This is a genomic window from Zhongshania aliphaticivorans, assembly GCF_902705855.1.
Taxonomy (GTDB): domain Bacteria; phylum Pseudomonadota; class Gammaproteobacteria; order Pseudomonadales; family Spongiibacteraceae; genus Spongiibacter; species Spongiibacter aliphaticivorans_B.
In genome coordinates this window covers 81815-100675 of the sequence record NZ_CACSIJ010000014.1, presented here as the reverse complement: position 1 = coordinate 100675, position 18861 = coordinate 81815, and the positions used below count along the sequence as shown (strand labels likewise).

Annotated in this window: 13 protein-coding genes; 7 read left to right on the top strand and 6 right to left on the bottom strand. The window is 47.4% G+C overall.

Annotated elements, in window-relative coordinates:
* Window positions 1–28: 28 nt before the first annotated feature.
* The 3 genes from GVJ32_RS12455 to GVJ32_RS12445 are packed head-to-tail and all read left to right on the top strand — an operon-like array spanning window position 29 to window position 4021.
* On the top strand, window positions 29–1477 hold the full coding sequence (locus GVJ32_RS12455; RefSeq protein WP_159240430.1) for a TrkH family potassium uptake protein: 1449 nt from the start codon (window positions 29–31) through the stop codon (window positions 1475–1477).
* Window positions 1478–1480: 3 nt separating this feature from the next.
* The gene (locus tag GVJ32_RS12450) at window positions 1481–2089 is read left to right on the top strand and encodes a class I SAM-dependent methyltransferase (RefSeq protein WP_159240429.1); all 609 of its coding nucleotides are present in this window, start codon (window positions 1481–1483) and stop codon (window positions 2087–2089) included.
* Between the two features lie 51 nt (window positions 2090–2140).
* The gene (locus tag GVJ32_RS12445) at window positions 2141–4021 is read left to right on the top strand and encodes a putative bifunctional diguanylate cyclase/phosphodiesterase (protein WP_159240428.1); all 1881 of its coding nucleotides are present in this window, start codon (window positions 2141–2143) and stop codon (window positions 4019–4021) included.
* A gap of 2 nt (window positions 4022–4023) precedes the next feature.
* Here the strand turns inward: GVJ32_RS12445 and GVJ32_RS12440 are convergent, their stop codons facing one another.
* Window positions 4024–6804: a PKD domain-containing protein gene (locus GVJ32_RS12440; RefSeq protein ID WP_159240427.1), complete on the bottom strand. Its 2781-nt coding sequence runs from the start codon at window positions 6802–6804 to the stop codon at window positions 4024–4026.
* A 169-nt stretch (window positions 6805–6973) separates the two neighbouring features.
* Here GVJ32_RS12440 and GVJ32_RS12435 point away from each other — a divergent pair, with 169 nt between their 5' ends.
* Window positions 6974–7261: a YebG family protein gene (locus GVJ32_RS12435; RefSeq protein WP_159240426.1), complete on the top strand. Its 288-nt coding sequence runs from the start codon at window positions 6974–6976 to the stop codon at window positions 7259–7261.
* Between the two features lie 34 nt (window positions 7262–7295).
* On the opposite strand, the gene djlA is transcribed toward GVJ32_RS12435, so the two are convergent.
* Complete coding sequence (djlA, locus tag GVJ32_RS12430) at window positions 7296–8081, bottom strand: co-chaperone DjlA (RefSeq protein WP_159240425.1); 786 nt, start codon at window positions 8079–8081, stop codon at window positions 7296–7298.
* A gap of 137 nt (window positions 8082–8218) precedes the next feature.
* On the opposite strand from djlA, the gene glyQ reads away from it, so the two are divergent.
* The 3 genes from glyQ to GVJ32_RS12415 all read left to right on the top strand — a co-directional run bounded on the left by glyQ (window position 8219) and on the right by GVJ32_RS12415 (window position 12067).
* Complete coding sequence (glyQ, locus tag GVJ32_RS12425) at window positions 8219–9157, top strand: glycine--tRNA ligase subunit alpha (RefSeq protein ID WP_159240424.1); 939 nt, start codon at window positions 8219–8221, stop codon at window positions 9155–9157.
* The gene (glyS, locus tag GVJ32_RS12420) at window positions 9157–11244 is read left to right on the top strand and encodes a glycine--tRNA ligase subunit beta (RefSeq protein ID WP_159240423.1); all 2088 of its coding nucleotides are present in this window, start codon (window positions 9157–9159) and stop codon (window positions 11242–11244) included. Before glyQ ends, glyS begins: the two co-directional genes overlap by 1 nt.
* A 97-nt stretch (window positions 11245–11341) precedes the next feature.
* On the top strand, window positions 11342–12067 hold the full coding sequence (locus GVJ32_RS12415; RefSeq protein ID WP_159240422.1) for a lysophospholipid acyltransferase family protein: 726 nt from the start codon (window positions 11342–11344) through the stop codon (window positions 12065–12067).
* A gap of 128 nt (window positions 12068–12195) precedes the next feature.
* Here GVJ32_RS12415 and gyrB read toward each other — a convergent pair whose 3' ends face one another.
* The 4 genes from gyrB to dnaA all read right to left on the bottom strand — a co-directional run bounded on the left by gyrB (window position 12196) and on the right by dnaA (window position 18741).
* Entirely contained in the window at window positions 12196–14613 is a 2418-nt protein-coding gene (gyrB, locus tag GVJ32_RS12410) for a DNA topoisomerase (ATP-hydrolyzing) subunit B (protein ID WP_159240421.1), read from the bottom strand.
* Between the two features lie 150 nt (window positions 14614–14763).
* Window positions 14764–15894, bottom strand: coding sequence for a DNA replication/repair protein RecF (gene recF, locus GVJ32_RS12405; RefSeq protein WP_235035127.1), 1131 nt, complete (start codon window positions 15892–15894; stop codon window positions 14764–14766).
* Between the two features lie 157 nt (window positions 15895–16051).
* Window positions 16052–17164 carry a DNA polymerase III subunit beta gene (gene dnaN, locus GVJ32_RS12400; protein WP_159240419.1) on the bottom strand — a complete coding sequence of 371 codons (1113 nt, stop codon included), beginning with the start codon at window positions 17162–17164 and terminating at the stop codon, window positions 16052–16054.
* Window positions 17165–17247: 83 nt separating this feature from the next.
* Window positions 17248–18741, bottom strand: coding sequence for a chromosomal replication initiator protein DnaA (gene dnaA, locus GVJ32_RS12395; protein WP_159240418.1), 1494 nt, complete (start codon window positions 18739–18741; stop codon window positions 17248–17250).
* Window positions 18742–18861: the final 120 nt, after the last annotated feature.

The following is an 18861-nucleotide window of genomic DNA, read 5'->3' as shown; positions in this document are numbered from 1 at the left end:
AGCCTATCGCAATGAAAGGTGCGCATTTATGCACCTGAGAATCATCGGCCGAATCATCGGCATGTTACTGATGATATTCAGTTTAACTATGGCTCTACCCGCCATTCTGTCTATGTGGCAAAACGATGGCGCACTCAATGCCTTTTCTACCGCTTTCGTCCTAACTTTCGGCAGCGGGCTCGCGCTGTGGCTAAGCAATCTAAAACAACAACACGAACTCAGTATCCGAGATGGCTTTCTAGTGGTTTCGCTGTTTTGGACCGTACTCGGTTTATTCGGTGCTCTGCCGTTTTATCTGGCCGACAACCCCGGCCTATCGGTGAGCGATGCCGTATTTGAGTCAATATCCGGCCTTACCACCACCGGCGCTACAGTTATCACCGGCTTGGATGAACTGCCGATTTCCATATTATTTTACCGTCAGTTCCTGCAGTGGCTAGGCGGGATTGGTATCATCGTTATTGCTGTCGCCATTCTGCCGATACTCGGCATTGGGGGTATGCAGCTATACCGTGCCGAAACACCAGGCCCCGTAAAAGACAATAAACTAACCCCACGCATTACCGGCACCGCGAAAGTCTTATTCCTTATGTATGTGTCACTGACCTTGGTGTGCACCTTGGCATATTGGCTTGCCGGAATGAGCTTTTTCGATGCCCTTTGTCACTCATTTTCCACAGTCGCCATCGGTGGCTTCTCTACCCACGACGCCAGTATGGGCTACTTCGAGAGTCCCTTAATACTGATGATCTGCAGTGGGTTTATGCTGTTCGCGGCGCTGAGCTTTACCATTCATTTTCACGCTTGGCGATCTCGCTCTATACGCCATTATCTAAGAGATGCTGAAACCGGCTTCTATCTCTCTGTTATTGCCATCGCCACCCTGACTATCTCTGTATATCTCTATTTCAGTGGCACATATTCATTAGAAGACAGCTTTATTCACGGCATTTTCCACACTATCTCTGTTACCACCACCTCCGGTTTTGGCGCCGAAGATTTCTCTATCTGGCCTAGCTTCCTGCCTGTAGCGGTAATCATGCTGTCCTTCATCGGCGGCTGCGCAGGGTCTACTGGGGGCGGCATGAAAGCGGTTCGAGTCATGCTCGTTGCAAAACAAGGCATTCGAGAAATGAAGCAGCTGATTCACCCCAACGCCGTTATCCCCCTCAAAATTGGTAGCCACCGTGTAGAAGCAAAAATTGTTAGCGCAGTGTGGAGCTTTGTCGGCGTTTACATGATCTCCTTCATTCTCATTACCTTAGCAATGATGGCCTGCGGGCTCGACTCGCTAAGCGCGTTTTCCGCGACTGCGGCCTCAATAAATAATATGGGGCCAGGGCTCGGTGAAGTTGCTGCCAGTTATCGTGGGGTGAGCGACGCTGGAAAATGGATTTTGTGCTATGCGATGCTGCTAGGCCGTTTAGAAATTTTCACCTTGCTGGTGCTGCTAATGCCATCATTTTGGCGACGTTAAATCATGCCCAAATCCAATCACGACGATAGCCGCACAAAGTGGAATCTACGCCATGCCGAACGAGAGCTTGCTACCCCCGCCAGTGAGGTCTTACAGCAACACGCCGCCATGCTACCCAAGCAGGGCAATGCTTTAGATTTGGCCTGCGGCTTGGGCAGAAACGCGATATTTTTAGCCCAGCAGGGCTTGGAGTGCGACGCTATAGATGTTTCTGATGTGGCGTTGGCTCGTTTAAAAAACTTTGCCGATGAACAAAATTTAAAGATAAACACCGTCTGCGCAGACATTGAGAAAAATGGTTTGGCTAGCAAACAGTACGACGTTATTGTCGTGAGCTACTTTCTGTATAGACCGCTATTTGAGGCTATTCAAAAAGCACTCAAACCCGGTGGATTACTGTTCTATCAAACCTTTGTGCAGGCACAGACCGAGCATCGTACTAATAGCAAACCAGTAAATACACGCTTCTGCCTAAAACAAAACGAGCTATGCGTCGCCTTCCAAAACCTAAAAATACACTATTATAACGAAACGCCCCTCGATCCGATTGGGGACAAAGCGCCTATTGCGATGCTAGTAGCCAGTAAATTAGCTAGCGCTGCCACTGACTAAACCGCACAAATGTGCTTACATACCTGAACGTAATATTTATATGAGTTATCAATGGCATACCTTTTTCTAGCCATAGCGTTCGCCCTATCTGCCGTACTGTCGGCGGTGGCTTACTTCGTTTTAATAACACCCTACGACCCCGCATTACTCATGCTAGCCACCCTAGCGGCCTGTATAAGCCTGACCGCCTTCTGCCTGAGCGGTGTATTAGAGCGCCACCGACTACTACGCAAACAGCTTGAACAAACTAATGAGCAACAAGGCTTACTGCTAGCGCATAACTCCTCTGCTTTGATGCTATTAGATAAATATCTGAACGTAGAATTTATTAATACCAACCATTCGTCACTTGGCGTTATTAAAGCTAACTACTCAAATGATGATTCGCTGCTGGATATTTGGACCGAGAATGTCTCAGAAGAAACCCGTCAGCAAGTACACAAAGCCGTAGACGAAAAACGAGAGTGGCGCGGTGAATTACGCGTTGGAGACAAAAAAAAATACCGATACCTCGCCGCCACCGTCACACCAATTCTCAATGACAGTGGTGAACTCGCACACGTGGTTGTATGTGCTGAAGATATTTCTGAACACAAGGCCATTGCAGACCGGCTGTTTATTCGCGAACACTATAATGTGCTAACGGGTTTGCCAAATCGGCAATTTGCTTTACGGGCGATCCAGTCGACCATCAATGATGGCGATAGCTCGAATAGTGGCTTTATTCTTATCCATATCGACCTCGACCGAATACGGTATATCAACGACTCGCTAGGGCATCAGGTCGTTGACAAAATCTTTGTTGAAACCACCGAAAGATTACGGCGCAGCGTTCGCGACGACCAAATTCTTGCACACCTAGGCGCCGACGAATTCCTAATTGTTTTAAGTGTCGGCAATTGCATTGACGAAGCTGGAATTCTCGCCGAAACCATACTCGACAAATGTCGCGAACCATTTTACGTCAATCACCATGAAGTGAATATTTCTGCCAGCCTTGGTTTATGCAAATACCCCGAAGACGGTGACGACAGCACCGTGCTAATGCGCCGCGCCGAGGCCGCGATGTTCAGTGCCAAGGAAAAAGGTGGCGATCGCTTCAGCTTTTATGAAGAGGGCATGAGTAGCGAAACTGAGCTCAGACTAGAAATGGAGCAGCATTTACGCCACGCGATTGAACGCGACGAATTTAAGCTTCACTACCAACCCGTCATTAATCTTGAAGATAATAAATTGCGCGGTGTAGAGGTACTACTACGTTGGCATAATAATGTTTTGGGCAATCCAACACCCGACCGCTTTATTCCTGTTGCGGAACAAAGTGGTTTAATCATCGGTATCGGGAAGTGGGTATTAGAGCATGCCTGCCAACAGGTAATGGCATGGACGCGCTCAGGCTTGCCAGCATTAAGTGTAGCGGTGAATATTTCTGCCAAACAATTTACCGATGGCGATATTGTTGAAAACGTGCGCTACGCTCTGCAGCAAAGTGGTTTACCCGCAGCGCAGCTGGAACTAGAAATTACCGAAGGCTTACTAATTAACGACACGCCAGAAATTCGCGACACATTTAAACAACTCAAAACCTTGGGAATACATTTATCGCTGGACGATTTCGGCACCGGCTACGCATCACTTAGTTATTTAAAACGCTACCCCTTTGACAGCTTAAAAATCGACAAAAGTTTTGTGAGTGATATCGACAGCTGCGGCGACAGTGTGACGCTAACCAACGCCATTATCGCAATGGGGCATAGCTTCAATATGAAGGTTATTGCCGAAGGTGTAGAGAATCTAAATCAGCGACGCATTTTAAGAGAACACCACTGCGACATGGTGCAAGGCTTTCTTTATTCGCCTCCCATTCCCGCTGAGCAATTTGTTGCGTGGGCAAAGCGCTACGCCGAAATGCAAACCAGCCAGCACGTCTAATATTAAATCGATGGCAGCAGTGCTGCCTCGTCTTTCCAAATCTGTGGAACTAGGCATTGCGGCAGTGGCTCGCTACCCTCCGAAATCCAAATCGGCGCTGAAAACGCAATAGGCCTTTCGCCATCAAATACTCTAACAAAAACATATTTTAAGCCTTTATTAAAAATAATATTTTTCTGCATATTTGTGCCGTTAGAATATTCGATGACTGTGTTATTTGGGCCAACTAATTCAAAACGTGGTGCATCCACTACAACACTATTCGTGCTTAAATTTATACTGATATTTAATTTATCACCAATTTGTTTGCGCAGCCGTGAACCCATAGGATCATCATCTATGCGATAATCCAGTCGAATACCATTGTAATTTTGCGCTACGGCGTAAAATCGACGCGCCAACATCGCCTCACGTAAATCATCGCGACTGCGGGAACGTGCGATTAACACCGTTTTTGGTAAATCATCATCCCCCCAACGGGTATCATGATGATCTTCTGATCCAACCGGTGCCAAATACCAGCCTTTATCTAAAGCATAACTTAGCCAACTACCGTTCGGCCCATCACTGTCGTATTCACTGCCCTTACCAAATACCTCTATACCTACAGTACGGTAGTCAGCGGCAGCAACATAACGAAAATCATTAAAGGTAAACCCAGGGTCTCCGCCAAGACTCTCGACAATACTTTCTATAGCATCTTCTCTACCAGGATGATTAAAACTTAATAAGCCATCCGAGCCACCGCCGAATTGGGCTGGGTAACCAAACCACTGCCAAAACCGAACCATACTCACCGCATAACCCGGCCCAGTTTTCGCATTTATAATATTTCTTGAGAAAAATATATTGGCGTGACCAAATCGATCTGAGGTCCATTCAAAGCCACGAAAGGCAGTGAAGTTATTATCGCTGGCAGCCAGCGCTTGTTCTTGTGTGGCTTTCCACTTCACAAATGCATCGCTGCGATTGTCGGGGTCGACAAAGAGATAGCAATCCAAAAATTGCTCAGGTGAACAATCGCCGCGACCAAGTGAAAGGGGGAGGGCCATATTGTCTGAATGATCTGAGCTACCGGCGAAATCTAGACCAGCAGTTTTTACACGCTGAAAAACATCGGCTGGCCGAGTTAAATAGGTGCCGTCAGAATAAGCGGTATGCTCGTGCAGCGCGCCCACATAATGTTCGTAACTATTGTCATCATATGCGGGATTACATATTCCTGCAGAATCTTCCTCTCCCAGCTGTTCTAAAACATAACTCGGATCAGCAATGCTCGTTAATGCTGTGGCGCAGGTTTCTGGCCCAGGATTATCTATACAGGCGAGCACGGCCGGGCCGGCAAGCTGAGTAAAAATGCACTCGCTGCTAGCGGGATCAGTCGCGCAGGCACTAAAGGAATTGGGATCTAATATCGGCGCAAGCGCGGCCAGAGGGCAGCCCGCTTGCAAAGGTTGCGACAGACAGCTCAGAGGATTCGGCACAGGTGCAAAGTTGGCGACTCCCTGAAAGCCCACCTCTCGGCTTACTGTGCTTATACCGTCACTCACCGACAAAACTAAAACAAAGTTTTCGTTTTTACTCAGTGTCGGCAAGCTCGCACTAATATTTCCGCTCTCATCTTGCTCAATAGTAAGCAATGCTTGGTCTTGAGCCGGAATTTGCTGCCAGTTAAAACTTAGTGCATTGCCGTCTGGATCTTGTCCCGTCGCGATCAACTGCACTGTCTCACCACTATAGGCAACCCCAGGATCGACATAGGCACTGCTAATTTCAGGGGATTCATTTGGCGTGGCGATAATTCGAACTACGGTGGTGTCACTGCCGCTAGCACCGTCGTTGTCAGTTGCGGTTAAGCGTATTACTACATCGCGATCTTCCGATACGTTTGGCGCCATAAAACTGGCATTGAGGCTATCGGCTTGATTAATAGTGATGCTGCTATCTTGGCCTAGCGCCTCCCAAAGCACCGACACAATTTCTCCGCCGGCATCTGTCGCACTGCCATGTAAATTAACTGTGCTATTCGCAGCAGACTCCTGATCTGCTCCCGCACTGACTACTGGCAATGTATTCTCGAAAACATTCAATACTCGCACCGCCACCTCAGCGTTCGCGCTAAATCCGCCGCTGTCCTGCGCCTGAACTGCAAACCTCAAGGTTTGCTCCGTGTCGACTTGGGGTAGACGAATAGAAAACGTATCTTGGTCATTTGCATCGAGAAGCTGAGCCGCTGACCCTGATAGTTGCTGCCATGCAATAGACCGAATACTGCGACCCTGCCGCGCAGCAGCACTTACCGACAACAGCACATCTGTGCCTTCGTCGGCGGATAAGTCCTCACTCAGTTCAAGGGTCGGCCGCTTAGTGGCGTCATCTGAGGCGAAGACCATTACGGCAAGGCTCGCATTCTGCGGACGTTGACCACTCACACTGCGCTGTACCGCAAAGTTAATCGCTGTAGGATTATTTACGTCTGGAGCGGTATAGCTAAGGCGATCGCCGTCGACCTCTACGCTCTCCTCGCTCAATAAGCTGCGGTCAAACTGCCAGCTCCATGAACTCGCTAAGCCATTATCTTCTGTTAGAGCGCGCAGGGTATGTGCTGACCCTGAGGCAACTTCGCTATTACCCACTATTTCCAGCACTGGGGCTGGCGGCTTTTCAGTATCAGGCGAATGCGTTGCTGGCTGAGTAGCGCTCACACTATCACCACCACAGGCGGCGAGTAATCCACTAAGCAGTAAAATTCCAGCAACGTTGAAAGACGGGTTCATGCTCATGTCACAAGGGCTTCCTACAATTTGTAGCGAGGCTACTAGAACCTCGTGACAAAACGATGAAGGGCCGCTAGCCCTTTCTAGTACAGCAATTAGACCTTGCACAAAAGGCTGTATTTATATACAGTTCTGTTAAATATTAGTATCGTTCAACAATCAATCGAGGTGAAACATGGCGGTAGTAGCCAAGTGGATGTGCGACAGGGACAATAGTATGTTTGACAACAAAAAAGATGCCGATGCCTACGACAAAATGTTGGAGTTAGCGGAAGGTTTTAGTGCGTTGCTCCAACAACATATTCCCGATGTTGATGAAACCAAAGCTGAAGAATTTGGTATTTTCTTAGCCAAAAACAAAGAGGCAGTTATGCAAGCCTGTAAGGGCAGGGTAGAGGCCCTAGAGGAAATAGACTCTCAAGCCGTTGACAATGTGCGCCCTCTGTCAGCCCAAGCCCGTTAATCTCTGGCCGGACTGAAAGAATATATTCTTTAATTCAGGTGCCGCGATTTTTCTTAATTAGATCGTAGGCTACCTGGATCTCCTGCGCTTTCTCCGTCGCAATTTTCATCATATCTTCTGGCACGCCCTTGGCAATAAGCTTATCAGGGTGGTGTTGACTCATTAGCTTGCGGTAAGCGCGCTTTAACTCTGCATCACTAATCGACTCATCTACGCCTAGCGCCTGATAGGCCTTCTTTAAATCTGAACTACTGGCTGCCTGGCCGCCCGAGCCGCCACCATGGAACTGGCTTTGTGCCATAACCATGTCCAACAAACGCTGAAATTCTTGGCCCGACACGCCTAAATAGCCCGCCACCCGCGTCACAATATCCCGTTCAGCATCGGCCATATCACCGTCGGCCAGCGCCATTGCCAAAAGCGCTTCTAAAAGCATTTGCCTAAGGAGGGGCTGGCTTTTCGCCACCCCCATAAAATCAGACATTTGCGGCTCTAGCTCAAAACCACTATCGCTACCTTGTTTAAATTTGGCAATCGCGTCCTGGCGGCGGGCACCGGTTAGGCCCAACTGAGCAATGATAGCCTCAGTTTGTGCGACCTCAGATTCACATACACGGCCGTCAGCCTTGGCTATATGCCCCATAACGCGGAACACGGTGTCAAAAAAGATACCTTGAATACGTTCACGCTCAGCACCGTAATTAAAGCGCATCGCCTGCCCCAGCCCTCGATCAAAAAAGGTGCCTACGGCAAAACCCAGCAGTGCCAATAGTGGGCCGCCCACTAAAAACCCCAATATCGCACCAATTATTTTCGCCATTGTGGCCTGTCTCCTTAAGATCTGGACGCCGATGATAACAAGTCCAGCACTACTACGACCAGAAAGCACCTTAGTCTTAACGCACTGGCTGTCATATCTGTATAATTCACCTCTTTATTTATTTCGTGGGGAAGACCGTGAGTAAGGCAGACGTCAGCACCTTTCAGGGGCTAATCTTAGCATTACAACAATACTGGGCAGAGCAAGGTTGTGTGCTACTGCAACCCTTGGACATGGAGGTCGGTGCGGGCACCTTCCACCCAGCCACGTTCTTACGTGCCATCGGCCCAGAAACTTGGAATGCTGCCTACGTGCAACCATGCCGCCGTCCCACTGACGGTCGCTACGGCACCAACCCAAATCGTCTTCAGCACTACTATCAATTCCAAGTAATCATGAAGCCATCGCCAAGCAATATTCAGGATCTGTATTTAGATTCTTTGAAAATGCTTGGAATCGACCCAGAAGTACATGACATACGCTTTGTTGAAGACAACTGGGAGTCGCCAACCTTAGGTGCGTGGGGACTAGGCTGGGAAGTCTGGCTGAACGGCATGGAAGTCACGCAGTTCACTTACTTCCAGCAAGTTGGTGGCCTTGAGTGCTATCCCGTTAGCGGCGAAATCACCTACGGTTTAGAGCGCATCGCCATGTATCTACAGGGCGTAGACAGTATTTATGACTTGGTTTGGACCAATGGCCCACAGGGCGCGGTTACCTACGGCGATGTGTTTCATCAAAATGAAGTGGAAATGTCTCACTTTAATTTTGAAGAAGCCGACGTAAGCCAATTGTTCGCGCAATTCGATCACTGCGAAACAGAAAGCGAACGCCTCATAGCAAAGGGACTGCCACTGCCCGCCTACGAAATGGTTATGAAGGCGTCCCACGCATTTAATTTACTCGATGCACGCCACGCAATTTCGGTTACTGAGCGCCAGCGTTTTATTTTGCGCGTTAGAAGCTTGGCCCGCGCGGTTGCGCAGGCTTATTTCGATGCCCGCGAAGCACTGGGCTTTCCTATGGCACCAGAAAGTTTACGTAAAGAATTCGCTGCCGCAAAGGAGAGCAAATAATGACGAGCACTCGCGATTTACTCATCGAAATCGGCACCGAAGAACTACCGCCAAAATCATTGAAGATCTTATCTGAAGCCTTCAGCGCTAGCATTAGCTCGCAGCTTAATGATCAAGCTTTAAAATTCAGTACGACCAAAAGCTTTGCCACGCCACGTCGACTCGCTATTTTAGTATCTGACTTAGCGGAGTCAGCACCAGACAAAGAGCTCGAAAATTGGGGGCCGCCAGTTAAAGTCGCCTTTGATGATGCTGGTAAAGCAACGAACGCCGCTTTAGCTTTTGCGAAAAAGAACAATATTAATGCCGACGATTTAAGTCAGCATATTGCCAACGACGGTAAGCAAGAAAAACTCTGTTACCGCAGCAATGCAAAGGGCGCAGAAACCAAAAATGTTATTGCCAGCATAATTGATATTGCATTGAACGCATTACCAATCGCAAAAAGAATGCGGTGGGGTGCATCTCGTACCGAGTTCGTTAGACCTATACAGTGGCTCACCATTATTTTTGGCGACGAAAATTTCCAAGAAAATATCTTTGGCTTAACCTCATCTAATGTCACTCGTGGCCATCGCTTTCATTGCAATAAGGAATTACAAATTGCGTCTGCTAGCAGCTACGAATCCGTCCTAAAAGACCAAGGAAAAGTTATTGCCGATTATAAAACTAGGCAAGATATTATTCGCGAACAAATTACTAACATCGGGAAAACACTAGGCGGCCAAACCGTTATTAGTAACGACCTACTTAATGAGGTTAGCTCTTTGGTAGAGTGGCCCGTCGCTCTTGCCGGTAGCTTTGAAGAGCGCTTTCTAAAAGTGCCGGCAGAAGCCTTAATTTCGTCAATGAAAGAACATCAAAAGTATTTTCATGTTGTGGATTCTAACAACAAACTTATGCCGTATTTTATTACGGTGTCTAATATTGAAAGTCGCGACCCGCAGAAGGTTGTCGATGGAAACGAGCGCGTTATTCGACCTCGCCTTAGCGACGCCGCTTTCTTTTTTGAAACAGATTGTAAAACAAGTCTTGAACAGCGCCGTGAGAAATTGCGCACCATAGTTTTTCAAGACAAACTCGGCACCATCTATGATAAAACCTGCCGTGTTGCTGAATTAAGTGAAGACATCGCAAAATTACTTAACGCGAATACTTCCGAAGCAAAACGCGCCGCCGAACTTTCTAAAAGCGACCTCGTTACCGAGATGGTATTAGAGTTCGACGACATGCAGGGTATAGCAGGGTATTACTACGCACAAAATGATGGTGAAGCAAACGGCGTCGCCCTCGCCATGAACGAGCAATATATGCCGCGTTTTGCAGGCGATGGCTTACCCACATCGCTTACCGGCACCATCGTCGCACTGGCAGATCGTTTAGATACCATCACCGGCATTTTCGGGATAGGCCAGATTCCTACCGGATCAAAAGATCCCTTCGCCTTACGCCGCGCCTCTCTTGGTGTATTGCGAATTATTGTTGAAAAACAATTAACTCTAGACCTTGGCGAATTAGTCGCGCTAGCAATCAGCAAGCACCAGCAATTCGCTAGCGACAACAAGCTCAAAAACACCGTACTTAATTACATTATCGACCGGCTGCGTGCTGGCTACGAAGATCAGGGTATTTCTGCTGAGGTATTCTTGTCAGTAAGCGCAAAACAACTTAGCGCGCCACTGGATATAGATCACCGCATTAAAGCCGTGCAGGCCTTTAACCAGTTACCGGAAGCGGCGGCGCTTGCAGCTGCAAATAAACGCGTATCAAACATTCTAGCTAAGGTAGAAGGAAGCATCGCAGACACAGTCAATACCGATTTATTGCAGGAGCCTGCCGAAGTCGCACTAGCTGCGCAGCTAGTAGAACAGCAAGAAAAGGTCGCGCCGCTATTTGCCAAAGCTGATTATGAGGGCGGCTTAAAATCTCTCGCCCGTTTGCAATCAAGCGTTGATGCTTTTTTTGATCAAGTCATGGTCAATGCCGACGATGAGGCGCTGCGACGTAATCGCCAATCCCTTCTCAAACAATTGCAGGGACTGTTTTTAGAGGTCGCGGATATTTCCTTGTTAGTTGTAGGCAAGTAATTTTAGGTATCCCTTCGCCTAATCCGGCAAGTAAAGATATGTAATGGCTAATCTTCGCTAGCCACAAGGCTAGCGCAAGAAGTAAACGAGACTCCAAATGGAACTGATGGCAAATAGCATTTTAACAATACGCTCTATGCTTTTTTTCACTGGCTACGCTTTAATCACCGTGTTTATAAGCACCACGGGGCTGTTGTTTACGTCTTTTTTGCCCTTCCATATTCGGGGTCGCTATTTTGTTCTTGGAAATGCAGCTATTATTTTCTTGCTGCGTGTTTGCTGTGGTGTAAAAACCGAGATTCGCGGCTCATTACCTACGGATCTCCCCTATGTGGCGATGGCGAAGCACCAAAGTCAGTGGGAAACTTTTTATCTTCAGTGGTTTTTATTCCCTGTTGCAACGGTGGTAAAACGGGAGCTATTTAACATTCCCTTTTTCGGCTGGGCTCTAAGAATGATGAACGCTATTGGAATTGATCGTAGTAATCCGCGAGCGGCCATGCGACAAACAATGGAGCAGGGGCTTTCACGACTTAAAAACAACTACAACGTGCTTATATTTCCAGAGGGAACCCGTACACCTGTCGGAAAGCGCGGCAGGTATGCCCGCAGTGGCTCTGGAATGGCGATTGAAGCAGGGGTAGCTGTGCTGCCCATTGCTCACAATGGCGGAAAATTATGGCCCGCGAAAGGGCTCCATATTAAACCAGGCACCGTAATCTTGGTTATTGGTGAACCGATACAAACCGAAGGTAGAGAAAGCCGAGAGCTAACTCTAGAAGTAGAAAACTGGATCGAAGCCCAGTGTGAGCTAATCCAATAAACGAAGTGGCGGGGGGTTCCTTTACTACTTTATAGGAACGCGTGAACTCAGTTCGAGTCTTTTGGTAAAGCTTGGAGCTACGGGAGTCGCCAATAGCTCCAAAATAGAAGGAAAGACCCAATTACGATTTAGATATCGAGATTGGCAACCTTAAGCGCATTAGTTTCGATAAACTCACGACGCGGCTCAACGTGATCACCCATTAGTGTCGTGAATATTTGATCCGCGGCAACGGCATCTTCAATCGTCACCCTCAACATGCGGCGCGCTTCAGGGTCCATCGTGGTTTCCCAAAGCTGTTCTGGATTCATTTCACCCAGACCTTTATAGCGCTGTACATTAAACCCACGCTCTGCCTGCTGCATAAGCCAAGTAATGACTTCGGAGAAGTCGCTAACTTCTTGAGTCCGTTCACCACGCTTAATATAGGCGCCATCCTCAAGCAGTCCTTGCAAACTCTGACCTAAAGATACGATCGCTTGATAATCTGCAGACTTGAAGAAATCACGCCCAAACTGATAGTGATCACTCACTCCGTGGGAGACAATATCAATAGCGGGTAAGAATATGTGCAGCTCAGGGTCTTCAACTACGCGGACATCATAACGATGCTGGGCATCGCGCTGCTCTAGCTCAATAGTCACCTCAGCCAACTTTTCAGCCCATTTCGCAACGACCGATTTATCCGCAAGCTCATCTGCATTTAAGACTGGCATATACGTTAATTCACGCAGCACGCCGGAAGGGTAGAGACGAGACAATCGCGTAATAATACTATCGACACGACGATATTGAATAATTAGCTCTTCTAATCCAGCGCCACCGATAGGAGCCGCATCAGGATTAACATATAGTGCTGCACCGTCTAATGCTGATTGCGTGAGGTAATTCGCCAGTGCGGGCTCGTCCTTCAAATACTGGTGCTGCTTGCCACGACCAATTTTATATAGTGGCGGTTGCGCAATAAATATATGGCCGTTCTCAATTAACTCAGGCATTTGTCTGAAGAAGAATGTCAGTAGTAGGGTACGAATATGCGATCCATCGACATCCGCATCCGTCATGATAATGATGCTGTGGTAACGGAGCTTTTCGACGTTGAATTCGTCCTTACCAATACCGCAGCCAAGCGCCGTCACAATTGTGCCGACCTCGACCGATGATATCATTTTGTCGAACCGTGCCTTTTCAACATTCAGAATCTTACCCTTTAGCGGCAAAATGGCCTGGGTTCGACGATCTCGACCTTGCTTAGCCGAGCCACCCGCCGAATCACCCTCGACTAGGTAAATTTCCGAAAGGGCAGGGTCTTTCTCTTGGCAATCCGCCAACTTCCCTGGCAAGCCCGCAATATCTAGCGCGCCCTTACGACGAGTCATTTCTCGTGCCTTCCGCGCCGCTTCACGGGCACGTGCTGCATCTAGCATTTTCTGTACAATTTGCTTGGCTTCGGCTGGGCTTTCCATCAGGAAATCACCAAATTTGGCCGTCATTGCTTGCTCGACAATCGTTTTCACTTCGCTTGAAACCAATTTATCTTTCGTTTGTGAAGAGAATTTTGGGTCAGGAACCTTAACAGAAACAACAGCAGTAAGACCTTCACGGGCATCATCTCCTGTTGTAGCTATTTTGGCTTTTTTCGCCAAACCTTCACGCTCTATATAGGTATTTAAGTTACGGGTTAAACCCGCCCGAAAACCGGCCAGATGTGTGCCGCCATCGCGCTGCGGAATGTTATTTGTAAAACAGTAGAGGTTCTCTTGGAAACCATCATTCCACTGCAAGGCAACCTCAACGACCACACCTTCACTCTCAGTGGTAAAGTGAAAAACCTTATTAACCGGTGTTTTGTTGGTGTTTAAATATTCAACAAATGCGCTCAAGCCACCTTCGTAACAAAAACTTTCCTTCTTACCATCTCGCTCATCAATTAATTCAATATTAATCCCCGAGTTCAAGAACGCTAACTCACGGATTCTTTTAGCCAAGATATCAAAGTGGAACTCAATATTGGTAAAGGTTTCTGCCGACGGCTTGAAGCGAATTTCCGTTCCTGAGCGCTCAGTATCACCAATTACTTTTAATGGCGACTGCGGAACACCATGCTTATATATTTGCTCATGAACAATACCACCGCGTCGAATTGTGAGCTGCAGCTCTTCTGACAAAGCATTTACGACCGAAACACCCACACCGTGCAGGCCTCCAGACACTTTATAGGTATTGTCGTCGAACTTACCTCCGGCATGAAGAACCGTCATGATAACTTCGGCAGCAGTGACACCCTCTTCATGCATTTCCGTCGGAATACCTCGACCATCGTCTGTCACCGACACGGACTCATCAGCATGAATAATGATCTGAATTTTGTTGCAATGACCCGCCAAGGCTTCATCTATAGAGTTATCTACAACCTCAAATACCATGTGATGCAGTCCTGAGCCATCATCAGTATCACCAATATACATACCCGGTCTTTTTCGAACGGCGTCTAAGCCCTTCAGCACCTTAATACTTGAGGAATCGTAAGCTCTATCTTCTGTCATTTTTACCTAACCTCTACGCCCCAAAAAGGGCAACTGACTTATATTATATTTTGCAGCACAATTACTGCCTAAACCCTTACCCAATACTAAATGGGCACAGACTCTACTCTCTACTACGCTTTACACCGAAGCCCAACAACCTAACCAAGCCTAGCACTCACTCACTAAGCCATGTTCCACGTGAAACCTTTTAAGTGTTTTACCCAAACACCAATCATCATTTAAGTCCGTACGTCGCACGGAACTAGCAAAAACCTGTACATTCAATGCGACCAGCTCCTTAAAAACCACTTCGCATCGACGCTCGTCTAACTCCGCTGCCAAATCGTCAATTAAAAACACTGTTGAGACACCCTGATCTAACAATACTTTTGATTGAGCCAACTTAAGCGCACAAACAACCGTTTTAATCTGGCCTCGCGAAAGCACTTCGCCTGCGGGGTTTCGCCCAACCCGCAAATCGATATCCGCTCGATGCGGGCCACTCTTGGTGAAGCCCGAGCGAAGGTCGCTAGCCAAATTTTTCTTTAATGAATCCGCCAGACTTAGCTCATCATCTCTCCAACCCGCCGTCATCGCCATCGTAAGTGGCGGAGCATCTGTTGAATCAACCACATCAAGCGCGGACAGTAATCGACCATATATTAAGTTAAATGCTGAAGACAGTAGGTCGAAATGCTTTTGTCGCGATTCGTGTATCAGCACACCCATGGCCGCCAACTCTCGATCCCACGGCGCAAGTACCGTAGCATCTATATTACCACGTCTGAGCAAGGAATTACGCTGCTGAAGCGCCTTCCTATATCGAGGCCAATATTCAAAAAAACCGGAATGTTTCACGTGGAACACACCCCAGTCTAAATACTGCCGCCGAACACTGGGGGAGCCTTCTAAAAGCTCGAAGCTAGCAGGATTAATAACTTGAACCGGTAAGACCCCTGCCAACTGCCCAGCAGTTAACAACTTTTCACCATTAACTTTAACGAGTACGGGGCCTTTTTTCGGGCGCCGAACACCAATAACCGAGCTCGGATTGCTTTTCATATCCGATGAAACCAGCTCCCCCCTAACCGTTAGGTCATCACATCCATAGGATATAACGCCATCAACTTTACGCGATCGGAACGACCGGGTAAGGGCTAAGGTGTGGATCGCTTCGAGGATGCTGGTTTTTCCACTCCCGTTAATTCCATGGATAAAGTTAAACCCACTCAAACCCTCTAAAGAAACATGCCGCAAATTTCTAAAGTTATATATGCTGATTTTTTCTAGTTGCAACACAGCCTCCGAAAATCTGTAAAGCGAGGCGATACATTTTCTTGGTAAATGATGCGGAGTAAGAAGGAGGGTGTATTATACATACGGGAAATAATGACTAGGAGAGGAGAGGGCAGTAACGCGCGATCAGCAACCTTGGCAGTCAACCGCGCGATCAAATCTACAGGCGCATCGGCATGACGACGTATTGGCAATTACCACCATCCGCCTCAGCCTCCTCAATCAATGCTGAACTATTCGAATCAGAAAGAGAAAATTTAGCAGACTCGCCGTTGATAGCAGAAAGCACATCCAGCAAATAGCTAACATTAAAACCGATTTCGAGACTATCACCCTGATACTCTACCGCAACAGTTTCCTCTGCCTCTTCCTGTTCAGGGTTATTGGCCACAATACGCAACTCCCCGCTAGTCAAAAGCATACGAATCCCGCGATACTTTTCGTTCGATAATATTGCTGTGCGAGCAAATGCTTGCTTAAGATCTGCCCGGGAACCGAGAACGACTTTTGTACTATTACGCGGCAATACGCGCTCGTAATCTGGGAATTTACCGTCAATAAGCTTGGAGGTGAACGTAAAGTCAGCAGTCACAACCCGAATGTGGTTGCCGCCAACAATAACCTCTGCATCTTGATCTTCATTCATCAATAAGCGCGCAAGCTCAACAACACCCTTTCTGGGCACAATAACCTGCGCTACCTGATCAACCTGGATGTCACCCTGAAAGGTTGCCATCGCAAGCCTGTGTCCATCTGTAGCCACGACCCGCAATTGGCCATTGGTCACTTCAAATAACATGCCATTAAGGTAGTAACGCACATCTTGTTGCGCCATGGCAAAGCTAGTTCGCTCGATCAGCCGCTTCAAATCACCTTGTTTTAAAATAAATGACTGTCCGCCTTTCGCTTGCTCTACGCTTGGAAAATCATTCGCCGGAAGAGTAGATAGCTGAAAACGGCTACGGCCAGATTTAAGAATCAATTTTTGATCATCTAGCTGAAAATTAATATTTGAGCCTTCTGGTAAAGCCTTACAAATATCAACCAACTTCCGCGCAGGAATTGTTATCTCTCCGGACACGCCAGATTCATCATCTAAATGAACCCGACCTATTAGCTCTACCTCTAAATCCGTTCCTGTCAGCGCCAATTCCTGCTCATTTAAAACAAGCTGCACATTCGCCAGTATCGGCAGGGTTTGTCTTCTTTCAACAACACCCGCTACAAGGTTCAAGGGCTTAATTAACGCTTCCCGCGAAATCGAAAATTTCATGCTTCCGGTTCCTGTTCTTTTAAGTATCAATTCAATTGGGTAGTGGTAAGGCTTACTTTATTATATAAAGCACGACTAAAACATCAGCTTGTCAGTAGTCTGATCAAATTTTGGTAATCTTCTCGTATATCACCGTCACTTTCGCGTAATTCTTTGATTTTTCGACAAGCATGAAGCACGGTAGTGTGATCTCGACCACCAAAGCCTTCGCCAATTTCGGGCAAACTATGATTGGTCAACTCTTTCGACAATGCCATGGCAACTTGACGCGGACGCGCCACGGATCGACTGCGGCGCTTAGACATAAGATCAGCGATTTTAATCTTGTAGTATTCAGCCACAGTACGCTGAATATTATCCAAACTTACCTGCTTATCTTGTAAGGCCAGCAAATCCTTTAAGGATTCCTTAATCAATGGAATATCAATAGGCTTTGCCATAAAACGCGAACTGGCAATTACTCTCTTTAATACACCCTCTAACTCTCGGACATTTGAGCGTACACGCTGCGCGATAAAAAACGCCGCATCAGAGGGAAGGGTAGCTTTTTCTTGCTCTGCTTTTTTCAGCAAAATTGCTACTCGCGTTTCAAGCTCCGGCGGTTCTACCGCTACCGTCAAACCCCAGCCAAATCTAGACTTCAACCGCTCCTCTAAGCCCTTGATTTCTTTAGGATATCTATCGCAGGTAAGGATCATTTGTTGCCCCCCCTCAAGAAGGGCGTTAAATGTATGGAAAAACTCTTCTTGAGAACGATCTTTACCGGAGAAAAACTGAATATCGTCAATTAACAGCGCATCAACCGAGCGGTAATACCGTTTAAACTCGTTAATCGCATTTAACTGCAATGCCTTTACCATATCGGCAACAAAGCGTTCAGAATGCAAATAAACTACTTTTGCATTAGGATTTTGCTGCATCAGTGCATTGCCTACCGCATGCATTAAATGGGTTTTACCAAGGCCAACACCACCGTAAAGAAATAATGGGTTGTATCCCCGACCAGGATTACTTGCGACCTGGCTCGCCGCTGCACGCGCTAACTGGTTAGACTTACCTTCAACAAACGTATCAAAGGTATAAGATTCCATTAAGGAGCTTTGATGCCGAATGCCTCCCTCTACTTCAACTTGACGATGACCAGAGATAAACTGCGAGCCAATTGACGATGACGCAACCGGGGGCTCCTGCGCAACGCGATGGCTGTGTCCCGTATTGTTCGGTGTAATAATTCTAGTACTACCAGTAGCTAAACTAGATGTCTGCGTGCTGGTGTTTAAAACTCTAGACTGAGGTTGCACGCCGCCACTTGCACCGCCGCCACCGGCCTGACGCTCCGAAATACCAAGCTCAACATGCACCTTAACGCCAGGTGGAGATAATTCTGCAACCAGCTCAACAATGCGTGAATAGAAGCGATCACTTACCCAATCACGAACAAAACGGTTTGGCGCACACAGACGAATTAAATCATCTACAAGTTCAACCCGAAGCGGCCTAATCCAAGTATTAAACTGTTGAGTGGGCAATTCGTCCTGCAAATGCGCAATACATTTCTGCCACGTGGCGTCCGACAACACTATTCTCCATATTTGGTAAATATTAAGACATAACTGGCGGAGTACTCACTAAGAAGGGACCCGCAAGTATTATTGTAGTAGGCGACTTATTCTACTCGCCAACAGAACACTTATCCA

Coding starts and splice junctions, on each gene's coding strand:
- djlA (WP_159240425.1), bottom strand. CDS start 8,081: ATGGCGAAAATAATTGGTGCGATATTGGGGTTTTTAGTGGGCGGCCCA.
- GVJ32_RS12440 (WP_159240427.1), bottom strand. CDS start 6,804: ATGAGCATGAACCCGTCTTTCAACGTTGCTGGAATTTTACTGCTTAGT.
- GVJ32_RS12455 (WP_159240430.1), top strand. CDS start 29: ATGCACCTGAGAATCATCGGCCGAATCATCGGCATGTTACTGATGATA.
- GVJ32_RS12445 (WP_159240428.1), top strand. CDS start 2,141: ATGGCATACCTTTTTCTAGCCATAGCGTTCGCCCTATCTGCCGTACTG.
- GVJ32_RS12435 (WP_159240426.1), top strand. CDS start 6,974: ATGGCGGTAGTAGCCAAGTGGATGTGCGACAGGGACAATAGTATGTTT.
- dnaN (WP_159240419.1), bottom strand. CDS start 17,164: ATGAAATTTTCGATTTCGCGGGAAGCGTTAATTAAGCCCTTGAACCTT.
- GVJ32_RS12450 (WP_159240429.1), top strand. CDS start 1,481: ATGCCCAAATCCAATCACGACGATAGCCGCACAAAGTGGAATCTACGC.
- GVJ32_RS12415 (WP_159240422.1), top strand. CDS start 11,342: ATGGAACTGATGGCAAATAGCATTTTAACAATACGCTCTATGCTTTTT.
- glyS (WP_159240423.1), top strand. CDS start 9,157: ATGACGAGCACTCGCGATTTACTCATCGAAATCGGCACCGAAGAACTA.
- gyrB (WP_159240421.1), bottom strand. CDS start 14,613: ATGACAGAAGATAGAGCTTACGATTCCTCAAGTATTAAGGTGCTGAAG.